15 protein-coding genes are annotated in these 14,039 nt (G+C 69.9%); 5 read left to right on the top strand and 10 right to left on the bottom strand.

Going from position 1 to position 14,039, the window contains the following annotated elements; translation table 11 throughout:
• Positions 1–7: 7 nt before the first annotated feature.
• Both AWC02_RS12280 and rsmA read left to right on the top strand, forming a co-directional pair.
• A complete protein-coding gene (locus AWC02_RS12280) occupies positions 8–1,126 on the top strand; it encodes a resuscitation-promoting factor (protein WP_085129035.1) in 1,119 nt (372 codons plus the stop codon).
• Entirely contained in the window at positions 1,099–2,046 is a 948-nt protein-coding gene (gene rsmA, locus AWC02_RS12275) for a 16S rRNA (adenine(1518)-N(6)/adenine(1519)-N(6))-dimethyltransferase RsmA (RefSeq protein ID WP_085129125.1), read from the top strand. Before AWC02_RS12280 ends, rsmA begins: the two co-directional genes overlap by 28 nt.
• Here the strand turns inward: rsmA and AWC02_RS12270 are convergent.
• Positions 1,965–2,801: a serine/threonine-protein kinase gene (locus tag AWC02_RS12270; RefSeq protein ID WP_085129034.1), complete on the bottom strand. Its 837-nt coding sequence runs from the start codon at positions 2,799–2,801 to the stop codon at positions 1,965–1,967. The genes rsmA and AWC02_RS12270 overlap by 82 nt on opposite strands.
• Before the next feature lie 165 nt (positions 2,802–2,966).
• Here AWC02_RS12270 and AWC02_RS12265 point away from each other — a divergent pair, with 165 nt between their 5' ends.
• From AWC02_RS12265 to AWC02_RS12255, 3 genes are all read left to right on the top strand, one after another.
• On the top strand, positions 2,967–4,433 hold the full coding sequence (locus AWC02_RS12265) for a PE-PPE domain-containing protein (RefSeq protein WP_085129033.1): 1,467 nt from the start codon (positions 2,967–2,969) through the stop codon (positions 4,431–4,433).
• A gap of 44 nt (positions 4,434–4,477) precedes the next feature.
• Positions 4,478–5,446 carry a 4-(cytidine 5'-diphospho)-2-C-methyl-D-erythritol kinase gene (locus AWC02_RS12260; RefSeq protein ID WP_109560988.1) on the top strand — a complete coding sequence of 323 codons (969 nt, stop codon included), beginning with the start codon at positions 4,478–4,480 and terminating at the stop codon, positions 5,444–5,446.
• 251 nt (positions 5,447–5,697) lie between these two features.
• Positions 5,698–7,332, top strand: coding sequence for a fatty acyl-AMP ligase (locus AWC02_RS12255; RefSeq protein ID WP_085129031.1), 1,635 nt, complete (start codon positions 5,698–5,700; stop codon positions 7,330–7,332).
• A gap of 25 nt (positions 7,333–7,357) precedes the next feature.
• Here the strand turns inward: AWC02_RS12255 and pth are convergent, their stop codons facing one another.
• From pth to glmU, 9 genes are all read right to left on the bottom strand, one after another.
• On the bottom strand, positions 7,358–7,942 hold the full coding sequence (gene pth, locus AWC02_RS12250) for an aminoacyl-tRNA hydrolase (protein ID WP_085129030.1): 585 nt from the start codon (positions 7,940–7,942) through the stop codon (positions 7,358–7,360).
• 12 nt (positions 7,943–7,954) lie between these two features.
• A complete protein-coding gene (locus AWC02_RS12245; protein WP_085129124.1) occupies positions 7,955–8,572 on the bottom strand; it encodes a 50S ribosomal protein L25/general stress protein Ctc in 618 nt (205 codons plus the stop codon).
• A gap of 137 nt (positions 8,573–8,709) precedes the next feature.
• Positions 8,710–9,582, bottom strand: coding sequence for an oxidoreductase (locus AWC02_RS12240; RefSeq protein ID WP_085129029.1), 873 nt, complete (start codon positions 9,580–9,582; stop codon positions 8,710–8,712).
• Between the two features lie 28 nt (positions 9,583–9,610).
• Positions 9,611–9,880 carry a hypothetical protein gene (locus AWC02_RS12235; RefSeq protein WP_085129028.1) on the bottom strand — a complete coding sequence of 90 codons (270 nt, stop codon included), beginning with the start codon at positions 9,878–9,880 and terminating at the stop codon, positions 9,611–9,613.
• Positions 9,880–10,239: a heme-binding protein gene (locus AWC02_RS12230; protein ID WP_085129027.1), complete on the bottom strand. Its 360-nt coding sequence runs from the start codon at positions 10,237–10,239 to the stop codon at positions 9,880–9,882. Before AWC02_RS12230 ends, AWC02_RS12235 begins: the two co-directional genes overlap by 1 nt.
• Positions 10,240–10,297: 58 nt before the next feature.
• Positions 10,298–10,957 carry an LpqN/LpqT family lipoprotein gene (locus tag AWC02_RS12225; protein ID WP_085129026.1) on the bottom strand — a complete coding sequence of 220 codons (660 nt, stop codon included), beginning with the start codon at positions 10,955–10,957 and terminating at the stop codon, positions 10,298–10,300.
• The gene (gene arsC, locus AWC02_RS12220; RefSeq protein WP_085129025.1) at positions 10,954–11,298 is read right to left on the bottom strand and encodes an arsenate reductase (glutaredoxin); all 345 of its coding nucleotides are present in this window, start codon (positions 11,296–11,298) and stop codon (positions 10,954–10,956) included. The genes AWC02_RS12225 and arsC overlap by 4 nt, the downstream gene beginning before the upstream one ends.
• Position 11,299: 1 nt before the next feature.
• Complete coding sequence (locus AWC02_RS12215; RefSeq protein ID WP_046316747.1) at positions 11,300–12,280, bottom strand: ribose-phosphate diphosphokinase; 981 nt, start codon at positions 12,278–12,280, stop codon at positions 11,300–11,302.
• 109 nt (positions 12,281–12,389) lie between these two features.
• On the bottom strand, positions 12,390–13,868 hold the full coding sequence (glmU, locus tag AWC02_RS12210) for a bifunctional UDP-N-acetylglucosamine diphosphorylase/glucosamine-1-phosphate N-acetyltransferase GlmU (protein WP_085129024.1): 1,479 nt from the start codon (positions 13,866–13,868) through the stop codon (positions 12,390–12,392).
• Between the last annotated feature and the right edge of the window lie 171 nt (positions 13,869–14,039).

Here is a 14,039-nt window from a genome sequence, read left to right as displayed (position 1 = left end):
TTGTGCTTTGAACGCTTTGACCAGACTGCATCAGGCGCCGTCGCCGATGCTGCGGGTTCTGGTCGGCGCCCTGCTGCTGGTGCTGACCTTCGCGGGCGGCTTCGCCGTCGCCAGCGCCAAGACGCTGACGCTCGACGTCGACGGCACCCCCGTCACCGTCACCACCATGCGGTCGCGGGTCATCGACGTGGTCGCCGAGAACGGCTTCGAGCTCGGCGAACGCGACGATGTGAGCCCCGCCCGCGACGCGCGGGTGCACGACGCCGACACCATCACGGTCCGCCGTGGCCGGCCGTTGCAGCTGTCCCTGGACGGCCGCGAGCCGCAGCAGGTCTGGACGACGGCACTGTCGGTGGACGAGGCGCTGGCCCAGCTGTCGATGACCGACACCGCTCCGGCCGCGGCGTCTCGTGGCAGCCGGGTCCCGCTGGCCGGGATGGCGCTGCCGGTCGTCAGCGCCAAGACCGTCACGATCGACGACGGTGGCCAGGTCCGCACCGTGCGCCTGGCCGCGCCGAACGTCGCCGAGCTGCTCGCCGCCGACGGCGCCCCGCTGGAGCAGGCCGACAAGGTCATCCCCGCGGCGTCGACGCCGATCACCGAGGGCATGCACATCGAGGTGACGCGCATCCGGGTCAAGCAAGTCACCGAGCGGGTGCCGCTGCCCCCGACCGCCCAGCGCATCGAAGACCCGACCATGAACATCAGCCGTCAGGTGGTCGAAGACCCGGGCACGCCCGGCACGCAGGACGTCACCTACGCGGTTGCCACGGTCAACGGCGCCGAGACCGGCCGCCTGCCGGTCGCCAACGCGGTGGTGGCCGCGGCCCGCGATTCGGTGCTGCGGGTCGGCGCCAAGCCGGGCACCGAGGTGCCGCCGTCGGTCTACGGTGCCGCCTGGGACCGCATCGCCAATTGCGAGTCGCACGGCAACTGGTCGATCAACACCGGCAACGGCTACTACGGCGGTGTGCAGTTCGACTACGGCACCTGGGTGGCCAACGGTGGACTGAAGTACGCGCCGCGGGCCGACCTGGCCACCCGCGAGGAGCAGATCGCCATTGCGGAGGTCACCCAGGCCCGGCAGGGCTGGGGCGCCTGGCCGGTGTGCAGCGGGAGGCGCTGACCATCGGGCTACTCGGGGCCGGTGACATCAGGGCCCTGGCGCAAGAACTCGACCTGCGGCCCCGCAAATCGCTGGGGCAGAACTTCGTGCACGACGCCAACACCGTCCGCCGGATCGTTGACGGTGCCGGCGTCACCGCCGACGACCACATCCTCGAGGTCGGGCCCGGGCTGGGCTCGCTGACCCTGGCGCTGCTCGAGCGCGGCCCCACGGTGATCGCCGTCGAGAAGGATCCGGTGCTGGCCGCCCGGCTGCCGCGCACCGTCGCCGAATACGCGCCCGCCGACGCGGCCCGGTTGCAGGTGCTCGGCGCGGACGTGCTGACGGTGCGCCGTGACGATGTCGCGACCAGCCCGACGGCGGTGGTCGCCAATCTGCCCTACAACGTGGCGGTTCCGGCGTTGCTGCACCTGCTGTCGGAGTTCGACTCCCTGCGCACCGTGACGGTCATGGTGCAGCTGGAGGTCGCCGAGCGATTGGCCGCCGAGCCGGGCGGCAAGGACTACGGGGTGCCCAGCGCCAAGGCGCGCTTCTTCGGCACGGTGCGCCGCTGCGGCACCGTACCGCCGAGCGTGTTCTGGCCGGTGCCACGGGTGAACTCCGGGCTGGTGCGCATCGACCGCTACGACACCGCCCCGTGGCCGGTGGATCAGGATTTCCGCCGCCGGGTGTTCGCACTGATCGATGTCGCTTTCGCCCAGCGCCGCAAGACCTCCCGCAACGCGTTCGCGAACTGGGCCGGCTCCGGAGCGCGTTCGGCCGAGTTACTTCAGGCGGCCGGCATCGATCCGGCCCGCCGCGGCGAGACTCTGGCGATCGCGGACTTCGTTCGTCTGCTTCAGGTTTCCGATGCGGCGGGGGCGGCGGGCGACAGCAGCGCTCGCGACAACTCCGCGCAGAACTCGGCGCAGGAGTCGTAGCGGCTCGCCGGGAACTTCGCCAGCGCCCGTTGCACCACCACGTCGGCGGCCCGGGCTCCCGGTCCCAGGCTGGCCGACAGGGCAGGGGCCAGTAGTCGCAGGTGCGCGTCGGCCAGATCGGCGGCGTCGCGGGCGGTGAACGGCGGCGCCCCGGTGAGCAACTCGACCGCGGTGCACGCCAGGGCGTACTCGTCGGTGGCGGCCGAGGGCGCCTTGCCGTGCAGGATCTCCGGTGCGGTGTAGGGCAGCGAGACCTCGAGGGCGCCGGAATGCCGGGGCCGGTGGCGGACGTCGTCGACGACGGCGTGGGCCTCCCCGAAATCGGTCAGCACCGCCCCGGCGTGGCCGAAGTCCGCGGGGATGAGGATGTTGGCGGGTTTGACGTCGCCGTGCACGATGCCGCGACGGTGCGCGTAGTCCAGTGCCGCGGCCACCTGGGCCAGCGCGGTCAACCGGTCCGTGAGCGTGCGCAGGCCGGTCGCCTTGCCCCCGTCGACGTACTGCATCGCCAGCCAGAACGGCCCGTGCCGATACACCGCGACGATATGGGGGTGCTTGAGCGCGCTGGCGAACGCGAACTCGCGGCTCAGCCGAGCCTGCTGCGCGGGGGAGCGGTGCGTCTCGTCGAGGACCTTCAGTGCCACGGGCGGGGCGGGGCTGCCGGGGTCATGGGCCCGATACACCGCGGCGTGCCCTCCGCGGCCGACCTCGCGGTCGATCACATAGCCGCCGTAGCCGACTCCGGCTCCCGTCATGGCCTCAGGCTAGGGCGGCCCGGCCCGGTTGGGTGCCGTTACCGCCGGTCCCCAGATAACTGAGACAAACATGATGGCGGCGGTAGAAAAGCATGATGGTTCGCTGGTAAAAATAATGGTCAGACTCCAGTCCCCGCACCACACCCCGCACCCTGAGAGGCGGCCATGACATCTCTTGCCACCCGCAACCCCCGGTCTCTCGGCGCGGTGCCGCTGGCACTGGCCGCTCTCGCCGCATCGGGTGTCGCGCCGGTGCTGGCGCCCGGAGTGGCCGCCACCGCTACGACGGTGGTGGCGCAGACCACGCTGCTCGACACCGAGTCGTGGATCATGGGTGGCAGTGGACTGCCGATCCCGACACCGCAGTATCTGATTGCGCTCACCGAGCGGTATCTCGAACCGGTTGTCCCCAAGTTCCCCGGCCAGCCGATCTTTCCGGTGGACACCACCAACGCACTGTTCACCCCGGAGGGCCTCTATCCGCTGACCGGCGTGAAAACGCTGCCGCTGGACACCTCGGTGCAGCAAGGGTCCACCATCTTGTTTCACACCATCATGGAGGAGATCCGCAAGGGCAATGAGCTTGTCGTGGCGGGGTATTCGCAGAGCGGCATCATCAACGGCGTGGTGATGGACAAGCTCTTGGCGCTGCCCGAAGAGCTGCGGCCCACCGCCGACGAGCTGTCCTTCGTGACTTTGGGAAGTCCGTCCAACCCCAACGGTGGCCTGCTGCCCCGCTTCGACATCCCCGGCGTCCCGCTGAGCCTGGCCAGCCTGGGCGTTACGTTCAGTGGCGGCGCGCCCGCCCAGACACCTTGGGAGACAGCCAATTACATCCAGGAGTACGACGGGTTCGCCGACTTCCCGAAGTACCCGCTGAACATCCTGGCCGACCTCAACGCCTTCATGGGTATCCTGTTCATCCACCGCAATTACCCGTCGTTGACCGACGAGCAGCTGGCCGCCGCCATCGAGCTGGACGTCTCCGAGGGCTACGCGGGCAGCAACCGGTACTTCATGATCCCCGCGGAGAACCTGCCGCTGCTGGAACCGTTGCGTCTCACCGCATTCGGCGATGCGTTCGCCGACCTGCTGCAGCCCGCGCTGCGGGTGCTGGTCAACCTCGGCTACGGCAGCATCGAGCACGGCTGGGATCAGGGTCCGGCCGACATCTCCACGCCGTTCGGGCTGTTCCCCGACGTCAACCCGATGGACGTGCTCACCGCCCTGGGCAACGGCGCCCAGCAGGGCTGGGCCGACTTCGTCGACGCCCTGCAGGAGATGTCGTCGGGCAGTGTGGCGGACTGGTTCGGCTTGGACACCGTAGCCATGCCGGACTTCTCCCTGCCCAGCCTGAGCGAGGTCGTCAACGCGTTCAGCAGCGCCGCGGCCTCGCTTTACGCGACCCTGCTGCCGACCGCCGACATCATCAACTCCCTGGTGACCAGTCTGCCGGCCTACAACGTGAGCCTGTTCTTCGACGAGCTGCTCTCCGGTGATCTGATCGGGGCGATCGGCATGCCGTTGGCGGCCACCACCGGACTGGTCACCATGGCGGCCGGGTTCCAGGCGGCGGTGTTTGCGGAGGCCTTCGCCGCCATCGAGCAGGACTTCGCCGATCTGTTCTCCTGACCGGCGCGACCGCCGTCACCGAGCCGCCCTGGACCGTTAGTCTCATCGGCGTGACCGCATCCGACGGAACTGCCGCCACCGAGTGGTCCCCGACCGGTTCGGTCACCGTTCGGGTACCGGGCAAGCTCAACCTCTACCTGGCCGTCGGCGACCGCCGGGCGGACGGTTATCACGAGTTGACCACCGTTTTCCATGCGGTGTCGCTGGTCGACGAGGTGACGGTCCGCGACGCCGACGTGTTGTCGCTGCGGGTCGGCGGCGAGGGCGCCGACGTGCTGCCCACCGATGAGCGCAACCTGGCCTGGCAGGCCGCCGAGCTGATGGCCGAGTACGTGGGCCGGGCTCCGGACGTGGCGATCAGCATCGACAAGTCGATTCCGGTGGCCGGCGGTATGGCCGGCGGCAGCGCCGATGCCGCGGCGGTGCTGGTCGGGATGAATGTGCTCTGGGAGCTCGGCGTGCCGCGCCGCGACCTGCACGCGCTGGCCGCCCGGCTGGGCAGCGACGTGCCGTTCGCGCTGCACGGCGGTACCGCATTGGGCACCGGCCGGGGCGAGGAACTGGCGACGGTGCTCACCCGGGAGACGTTCCACTGGGTGCTGGCGTTCGCCGACCGCGGGCTGTCCACCCCGGCGGTCTTCGCCGAGTTGGACCGGCTGCGCGACTCGGGTCGCCGGCTGCCCGAGTCGGGCGATCCCGAGCCGGTGCTGGCCGCGCTGGCCGCCGGTGACCCGCAGCGATTGGCCGGACTGCTCGGCAACGACCTGCAGGCGGCGGCGATCAGCCTCAACCCGGCGCTGCGCCGGACCCTGCGCGCCGGTGTGGAGGCCGGTGCGCTGGCCGGTGTGGTGTCCGGTTCCGGGCCGACGTGTGCGTTCCTGTGCGGCTCGGCGGCGTCGGCGGCCGACGTCGCCGTGGAACTGTCGGCGCTGGGCGCGGGGCGGGCGGTGCGGGTGGCCAGCGGACCGGTCTACGGGGCACGGGTGGTGCCGTCGTCGGTCAACGGGGCCTGACCGCGACCCGACACGCGGGAGCAGATTTGCCCCGTGGATTAAGAGGAGTTTAAGATGGCCCGCGGTGACTAATTGCGGCCAGGACATCCCTGCCACCCAGACGCTCGCGATCTGGTGGGCCGCGCATTACGGTATCGAGATCTAACCGCCACCGAATTGTGCGCGCGTGCCTCTCGCAAAGTGGTCTCCAGCAGGTGGAGCATGAAATCTGAGCCCGTATGGAAAGTACTGGTGCCGGCTAGGAGGCCGTCGTGAGCAGGTTTACCGACAACATGTTCCGTAGTGCCCGGGAATCCACCAAAGGGATGGTCACCGGCGAGCCGCACGCACCGGTCCGGCACACCTGGGCCGAGGTTCATGAGCGGGCCCGCCGCATTGCCGGCGGACTGGCCGCGGCCGGAGTCGGCCCCGGGGACGCCGTAGGGGTGCTCGCCGGTGCCCCGGTCGAAATCGCCCCCACGGCCCAGGGCGTCTGGATGCGCGCCGCCAGCCTGACCATGCTGCACCAGCCCACCCCGCGCACCGACCTGGCGGTCTGGGCCGAGGACACCATGACCGTCGTCGACATGATCGACGCCAAGGCCGTCATCATCTCCGAGCCCTTCATGGCGGCGGAGCCGGTGTTGACCGCCAAGGGCCTGAAGGTGGTCACGGTCGCCGATCTGCTGGCCGCCGAGCCGATCGACCCGGAAGAGGCCGGCGAGGACGATCTGGCGCTGATGCAGCTGACGTCGGGATCGACCGGGTCGCCGAAGGCCGTGCAGATCACCCACCGCAACATCTACTCCAACGCCGAGGCGATGTTCGTCAGCGCTGAGTACGACGTCGAAAAGGACGTCATGATCAGCTGGCTGCCGTGCTTCCACGACATGGGCATGATCGGCTTCCTGACCGTGCCGATGTACTTCGGTGCCGAGCTGGTCAAGATCACCCCGATGGACTTCCTGCGCGACACCCTGCTGTGGGCGAAGCTGATCGACAAGTACAAGGGCACCATGACGGCGGCCCCGAACTTCGCCTACGCGCTGTTCGCCAAGCGGCTGCGCAAGCAGGCCACCCCCGGCCAGTTCGACCTGTCCACGCTGCGGTTCGCGCTCTCGGGTGCCGAGCCGGTGGAGCCGGCCGATGTCGAGGACCTGATCGACGCGGGCCGGCCCTTCGGCCTCAAGCCCGAAGCCATCCTGCCGGCCTACGGCATGGCCGAGACGGTGCTGGCGGTGTCGTTCTCCAAGTGCGGTGCGGGTCTGGTCGTCGACGAGGTCGACGCCGACCTGCTGGCCGCCCTGCGCCGCGCGGTTCCGGCCACCAAGGGCAACACCCGCCGGCTGGCCTCGCTGGGGCCGCTGCTGGAAGGCATCGAGATCCGGATCGTCGACGAGCACGGCAACGCGTTGCCGGAGCGCGGAGTGGGCGTCATCCAGTTGCGCGGCGAGCCGGTGACCCCGGGCTACCTGACCATGGCGGGCTTCCTGCCGGCGCAGGACGAGCACGGCTGGTATGACACCGGCGACCTGGGCTACCAGATGGAGAACGGCCACGTGGTGGTGTGCGGCCGGGTCAAGGACGTCATCATCATGGCGGGCCGCAACATCTACCCGACCGACATCGAGCGGGCCGCCGGCCGGGTCGAGGGTGTCCGGCCGGGTTGCGCGGTCGCGGTGCGCCTCGATGCCGGGCACTCCCGGGAGACGTTCGCGGTCGCCGTCGAATCCAACGCCTGGCAGGATCCGGCCGAGGTGCGCCGCATCGAGCACCAGGTTGCCCACGAGGTGGTCACCGAAGTCGACATGCGGCCCCGCAACGTGGTGGTGCTCGGGCCGGGCAGCATCCCCAAGACCCCGTCGGGCAAGCTGCGCCGAGCCAACTCCATCGCCCTGGTCACCTAGAACCTCGGCCACGTCGCTCGTGCCACTAACCCCAGGCGTGCACGATGTTCTGGGCGGGCTCCAGCCCGTGCTCGATCAGCAGTTCGGTGGCGTCGGCGGCCTGCTCGCAGATCGTCGGCAGCACCTCGCGCTCGCGGGCGGTGAACGGCTGCAACACGAACGCGGCCGGATCCTGGCGTCCCGGGGGACGGCCGATTCCGAACCGAACCCGCTGAAAGTCCTTGCTGCCCAGGACGGTGGCTATCGAACGCAGCCCGTTGTGGCCGCCCTCGCCGCCGCCCTGCTTGAGCCGGATCCGGCCGAAGTCCAGGTCCAGATCGTCATGGATCACCACGACGCTGCTCGTGGGCACCGAGTAGAACTTGGCCACGGGGCCCACCTGGCGCCCCGACTCGTTCATGTAACAGCGTGGCCGGGCCAGTACCACCGGGCGCCCGCACAGGCGCCCGGTGGCCACGTCGGCGCCGGAGCGCTTGTGCAGCTTGAATGCCGACCCGGCCCGCTCGGCGAGCAGGTCGACAACCATGAAGCCGACGTTGTGCCGAGTGCGGGCGTAGTTCGGGCCCGGATTGCCCAGGCCGACCACCAGTATCGGGGGTGACTCGGCCACGCCGCGCTCGGCCTACTCGGACGCGGCGGCGTCGCCGCCTTCGCCGCCGGCTTCCTCGCCCTCTTCGGCCTCGGCGCTCGGGGCCTCGATCACGTTGATCACCAGCAGTTCGGGGCCGGAGACCAGGCTCACGCCCTGGGGCAGCTCCAGGTCGCCGGCGGTGATCTGGGTACCGGCCTGCACGTCCTGGACGGAGACGGTCAGCTGCTCGGGAATCGACAGCGCTTCGGCCTCGATCTCCACCGCGGTGGCGTCCTGGGTGACCAGGGTGCCGGGGGCGGCGTCGCCCTCGAGGACCACGTTGACCTCGACGACGACCTTCTCACCGCGGCGAACCACCAGCAGGTCGGCGTGCTGGATGGTGCGACGGATCGGGTGGATCTCGAGCGCCTTGGTCAGCGCCAGCTGCTCGGTGCCCTCGATGTCGAGGGTGAGTACCGCGTTGGTGCCCGAGTGGCGCAGCACGGCGGCGAAGTCGTGCGCCGGAAGCTCCAGGTGCTGGGGGGTGGTGCCGTGACCGTAGAGGACGGCGGGAATCCGGCCGGCCCGGCGGGCCCGGCGCGACGCGCCCTTGCCGATCTCGGTCCGCACGGAGGCAGTCAGCTGGTTGGTGGTCGGGCTCTTGGCCATGGGAACTCCTTGGGTGGTACGGGTGGGCATCAGGCACGGCCAGATCGCGACAACCACCTAGGAGGTCCTCGCCGATAACGGCAGCCCAACGGGGCCGCCCTCGCCGTGACGCCCGGTCAGGCTAACGCATCAGCAGCTCAGATCTGAAATTGAACCCCGGTGAGCTGCTCGGACAGCGTCCACAGCCCGGCGGCGGTGGACCCGCTCTTGGCCGGTCGGCTGCGGCCGACCGGACCGCTGCGGCCCAGCAGGCCGAACCGCGGGCCGATGAAGGTGTTGCCGGACAGGTCCTGCGACGCCGCGTAGAGGGTCTGCCGCGCTCCGAAGTCCGCGCTGGTCGCCAGGGTCCAGTTGCCGAGCGTGCGGGTCAGCAGGTCGGCGACCCGATTGCCGGTGTGGCCCTGCAGATTGGTGCTCGAGTAGCCGGGGTGAGCGGCCACCGCCCGCAGCGGGGATCCGGCTGCCACGAGCCGGCGCTGGAGTTCGCTGGTGAACAGCAGGTTGGCCAGCTTGGACTGGCCGTAGGCCCGCCACGGCGAATACTTCCGCGACTTCCAGTTCAGGTCGTCGAGGTTCACCTGGCCGATCTGGTGCGCGAACGAGGACACCGTGACAACCCGGTCGGTGAGTTTGGGCAGCAGCAGGTTGGTCAGCGCGAAGTGGCCCAGGTGGTTGGTGCCGATCTGGCTTTCGAAGCCGTCGACGGTGGCCGCGTAAGGCACCGCCATGATGCCCGCGTTGTTGATCAGCACGTCGACCTGCGCCGTGTCGTCGGCGAAACGGCGCACCGAGGACAGGTCGGCCAGATCCAGGGCGCGAACCGTCACGTCGCCCGGCATTCCCGCCGCCGCGGCCTGCCCTTTGGCGGTGTCGCGGACGGCCAGGGTGACGGCGGCGCCCACTCGCGCCAGCTCGCGCGCGGTCACCGCGCCCAATCCGCTGTTGGCGCCCGTGACGATCACGGACCGGCCGGCGAACGACGGCAGCTCGCCGGCGGTCCAAGAGGTCATGGCCACACTCTAGTGATCAGGTGCGCGCTCAGTGGCAGTTCGCCGTGTGCACCCAGCGACCGTTGTAACCCGTGCAGACGGTGGGTGGCGGTGGCGGCGGGGGCGGCGGCACGTCTTCGGGCAGCGGCGCATAGTAGGCCGGTGGCGGCACGGGGTCGGCGCAACCGCTGACATACACCCGGCGGCCCACGCTCACGCAGCCCTGCGCGGTGGTGGTGCCGGCCGGCGTGAACACCACGACGGCCCCCGGCAGGCTCATCAGCGCCAGCGCTGCGAGGACCCCGATCCGGCGAGTCATCATTGGTCCAGCAGCGGGTGCTCGGCCTGGGGCAGTCCGCAACGAGCCCGGAAATCGGTCAGGGGCTGGCGCAGCCCCCGCAGGTCGGCGTGGGCCTGCGGATGGTCGGCGAAGAAGCTGCGGATCGCCTCGGGCACCTCGTCGTCGGGCCGGTCGCGCAGCTCGGTGTAGAACGCGTTGACGTCCGGATGCGCGTAGAGGTAGCCCGACGTCGAGGCGGTGACACCGGTGACGACGTTGGCCATATCGGCGGCGGTGCAGCCGGGTTGGGGGTCAGCCGTCGCCGTGGGCCCCAGCAGGCCGGCGGTGACGGCCGCCAGCCCGGTAAGGCTCAGCGCTGACCGGCGAATGAGAGACATGGTGGGCTCCCTTCAACAGGTGCGTCGCACTGTAACAAGACCTGAACGTCGATGCCGCTCACTTGGCGGCCACGGTGAACCCGTTCATGATCGCTTCGACGTCGGTGGCGTGTTTGGGTGCCTCGTCGGCGGGTGCGGTGACCGCCAGCTGCACCAGGTAGCGCTGGTCGGCCGGGGCCGAACCGGTGGCGATCACCATCCGAAACCAGCTGTGCAGGCGCTGACCGTCCATGTCGTAGGTGCCCTGCACCATCGAGGACGGGAAACCCTGGTAGTCCTCGTTGGAGGCGTCCAGCAGCCGGAAATTCGGTGAGAGCTGGGCGTCGACCACCCCGTGCCGGATGGCCTCCTTCGAGTCGAAGTTGCCGTCGAGCTTGACCACAGTCAAGATCGCCCGCGGGAACTTCTCGCCCTTGCCGAGGACCAAGGTGGTCGACGGCAGCATCGGGCTTTCCTTCCTGGTCCAGCCCGGTGGCGTCGGGATCGACACGGTCAGGTCGGTGGGGGCGTTGGGGGCCACCGCCTCGGCGGCCACCCCCTGGTCTTCGAGGTACCGCCCCACGGTCACCGGGGGTTCCGGTTCCGAGGACGTGGTGGTCGCGGTGCCGTTTCCCCAAATCGAGTGGTAATCAGGGGTTTTGCTGCCGCAGCCGGAGGCCGTCCCGGCCAGGACCGCGCACGTCGCCAGCGTCGCGGCCGCCAACCGAAGCGAGCTCACAGGATCTCGCGGACCGCGTCCATCGGACGGGCCAGCCGGGTGCCTTTGCCGGTGACGACGAACGGCCGCTGGATCAGGATGGGGTTGGCGGCCATCGCGTCGAGCAGATCGTCGTCGGACGCTTCGGCCAGGCCCAGCTCGGCGTAGACCGCCTCGCCGGTGCGCACCGCGCCGCGTACACCCACCCCGGCGGCGCTGATCAGCTCCGCCAGCTGCTCACGCGACGGCGGGGTCTTCAGGTACTCCACCACCGTCGGGTCGATACCGTGCTCGCGCAGCAGTTCCAGCGTTTTGCGGGAGGTCGAGCAACGCGGGTTGTGATAGATCACCGCGTCGGTCATGTCAGGCGTCTCCGTCGAAAAGACCGGTGACCGAGCCGTTTTCGAACACCGCCCGGATGGTGCTGGCCAGCAGCGGGGCGATCGACAGCACGGTCAGCTGCGGGAACCGCTTGTCCTCGGGGATCGGCAGCGTGTTGGTGACGATCACCTCGCTGGCGCCGCAGGCCGCCAGCCGCTCGGCGGCCGGGTCGCTCAGCACCCCGTGCGTGGCGGCGATGATCACGTTGCGCGCGCCGTCCTCGCGCAGCAGGTTGACGGCCGCGGCAATGGTGCCGCCGGTGTCGATCATGTCGTCGATCAGCACACAGGTCTTGCCGGCCACCTCACCGACGACGCGGTTGGATTTGACCTGGTTGGGCACCAGCGGGTCGCGGGTCTTGTGAATGAACGCCAGCGGAACGCCGCCCAGCGAGTCGGCCCACTTCTCGGCGATGCGCACCCGGCCGGAGTCGGGGGAGACCACCACGACATCGGAGTTGCCGTAGTTCTCCTTGATGTAGCCGATCAGCAGCGGCTGCGCCCGCATGTGGTCCACCGGGCCGTCGAAGAAGCCCTGGATCTGGTCGGTGTGCAGATCCACCGTGACGATCCGGTCGGCGCCGGCGGTCTTGAGCAGGTCGGCCACCAGGCGGGCCGAGATCGGCTCGCGGCCGCGGTGCTTCTTGTCCTGGCGGGCGTAGGGGTAGAACGGCAGGATCGCGGTGATCCGCTTGGCGCTGCCGCGCTTGAGCGCGTCGATCATGAGCAGCTGTTCCATCAGCCACTGGTTCAGCGGCGCCGGGTGCGACTGCAGCACGAAGGCGTCGCAGCCGCGCACCGACTCGTCGAAACGCACGAAGATCTCGCCGTTGGCAAAGTCACGGGCGGTCTGGGCCGTCACCGGGACGTCCAGTTCCTTGGCGACCTGATCGGCCAGTTCCGGGTGCGCACGACCGGCGAAAAGCATCAGGTTCTTGCGATTGTCTGTCCAGTCGTGGCTCACGTGCTGCCCCCGCCGTAGGAGATTTGGGAATTAGGACGAGTTAACTCGGGCCTTATGGTACGTAGCCGGGCGCACAATTTCGCCTCGGGTCGCCTGAACGCGACCAACCTCACGGTGCGGGGTCGGGTTCGGTCCGGCCCGAATCGGTGACGGCGTTCGCCGCGTCGGCCGCCGCGGCGGCCGGGCTGCCGGGCCGTTTGCGCTGCACCCAGTTCTCGATGTTGCGCTGCGGTCCGGCCGACACCGCCAGCGCGCCCGGTGGAACATCGTGGCGTACCACCGTCCCGGCACCGGTGTAGGCCCCGTCGCCGACGCTGACCGGGGCCACGAACATGGTGTCCGAGCCGGTGCGGACGTGCGAGCCGATCGTGGTGCGCCGTTTGGTCTGGCCGTCATAGTTGACGAAGACGCTGGATGCGCCGATGTTGGAGTGGTCGCCGATGTCGGCGTCGCCCACGTAGGTCAGGTGCGGCACCTTGGTCCCGGTCCCGATGGTGGAGTTCTTGGTCTCGACGAACGCTCCCAGCTTGGCGTCGGCGCCCAGCACGGTGCCGGGGCGCAGGTAGGCGAACGGCCCGACCGTGGCACCGGCGCCGATCGACGAGGAGGCGGCGTGGCTGCGGATCACCGACGCCCCGTCGCCCACCGTGACATCGGTCAAGGTGGTGTCGGGCCCCACCGCGCAGTGCGCGCCGATCCGGGTGCGGCCGAGCAGCTGCGTTCCGGGGGCCACCGTGGTGTCGCGCCCGATGGTCACGTCCACGTCGATCCAGGTGCTGGCCGGGTCGACGATGGTGACCCCGGCCCGCTGGTGGGCGGCCACCAGGCGCCGGTTGAGCTCGGCGGACAGCTCCGACAGTTGGACGCGGTCGTTGACCCCGGCCACGCAGGCGGCATCGTCGACGTGGCGGGCGTGTACCACCTCGCCGTCGCCGCGGACGATGCCGATCACGTCGGTCAGGTACAGCTCGTGCTGGGCGTTGTCCGAGCCGAGCCGGCCCAGCGCGGAGCGCAGCGGCGCGATGTCGAAGGCGTAGATCCCGGCGTTGACCTCACGGATCTCCCGCTGGGACTCGGTGGCGTCGGCCTGTTCGACGATCGCGGTCACCTCGCCGTCCTGGGTGTGCAGGATGCGGCCGTAACCGGTGGGGTCGGCCAGGGTGGTGGTCAGCACGGTGACGGCGGCCGGGGCGGTGCGGTGGGCATCGATCAGGGCCTGCAGGGTGGCAGTGTCCAGCAGCGGGATGTCGGCGGAGGTCACCACCACGGTGCCGGTGAAGTCGTCCGGCAGGGCCGACAGGCCGCACAGCACCGCATGCCCGGTGCCCAGCTGCTGTTCCTGCAGGGCGATGTCGATGCGGCAGTCCAGGGCTTGCGCCAGCTCGGCGACAGGCCCGGCGATGCGCTCGTGGGCGTGGCCCAACACCACCACCAGGTGACGGGGGGCCACGCCGGCGGCGGCCCGCAGGCAATGCGCGAGCATGCTGCGCCCGCCCAGCTCATGCAGCACTTTGGGGGTGTCGGAGACCATGCGGGTGCCGGATCCGGCCGCCAAGACCAGGACCACGGTGTCGTCGTGTGAAATCATCGAGCCCCACTTCTTCGCCGCGACTGTGCATGCCTGCGGTGCGCGCTGGTACGCCGCCGCCGCGCTCAGCCTTTCATCGCCCGCACGGTCGCGGCAAAGTCATCGCGCCTGTCGTACTCAGCGACAGCAGTGGCGGGCTGACTGGCCCGAGTGTCGTTACCGCTTTGGCCG

It is taken from the genome of Mycolicibacter engbaekii, assembly GCF_002101585.1.
Lineage (GTDB): Bacteria > Actinomycetota > Actinomycetes > Mycobacteriales > Mycobacteriaceae > Mycobacterium > Mycobacterium engbaekii.
This window is presented reverse-complemented; position numbering and strand designations above follow the sequence as displayed.